This is a genomic window from Mesorhizobium sp. M0244 (assembly GCF_040321795.1).
In the GTDB taxonomy this organism is placed as follows: domain Bacteria; phylum Pseudomonadota; class Alphaproteobacteria; order Rhizobiales; family Rhizobiaceae; genus Mesorhizobium.
The window spans coordinates 1-632 of the sequence record NZ_JAMYSE010000240.1 but is presented as its reverse complement, the minus strand read 5'-3'; the positions used below and the strand labels follow the sequence as shown (position 1 = coordinate 632).

Annotated in this window: 2 protein-coding genes; both read right to left on the bottom strand. The window is 62.2% G+C overall.

The annotated features are described in order from the left end of the window. On the bottom strand, positions 1 to 454 hold a 454-nt coding region (locus NKJ08_RS39240; protein ID WP_502906396.1), incomplete at its 3' end, for a histidine kinase. Between the two features lie 52 nt (positions 455 to 506). Then, the coding region (locus NKJ08_RS39235) for a potassium-transporting ATPase subunit C (RefSeq protein ID WP_352786429.1) at positions 507 to 632 on the bottom strand (126 nt) is incomplete at its 5' end.

The following is a 632-nucleotide window of genomic DNA, read 5'->3' as shown; positions in this document are numbered from 1 at the left end:
CGACGTGCTGGATGTTCAGTGTCGTGTAGACATCGATGCCGTGCGTCAGGATTTCCTGGACGTCGAGATAGCGCTTCGGGTGACGGCTGCCGGGAACGTTGGTGTGGGCGAGCTCGTCGACCAGAACCAACGCCGGGCGCCGGGCGAGGATGGCGTCGAGATCCATTTCCTCAAGGATGCGCCCCTTGTAATCGATCTCAAGACGAGGAATGACCTCGTAGCCTTCGACCAGCGTCTGCGTTTCCTTGCGACCGTGCGTCTCGACGATGCCGATCACCACGTCGATCCCGTCGGCCAGCCTGGCGCGGCCCGACATCAGCATCTCGTAGGTCTTGCCGACACCGGGAGCGGCGCCGAGAAATATCCTCAGGCGACCTCGCTCCTCCCGCTCTGCATGCTCGAGCAGCGCGTCGGGAGAGGGCCTGGTTTCGGCGGTGCGGCTGTCGTCTGGCATCAGGATCAATCATGAACGGCGCCGGCTTCGGTGTCGATCCCGGCGCCCGCCTTCATTGTTTCGTGGCATCGTCCAGCGCAAGGTTGAGGGCCAGCACATTGACCACCGGCTCGCCTATGAAGCCCAATTCGCGATCCTCGACATGGCTGTCGACAAGCGATTTGATCCTGGATTCATC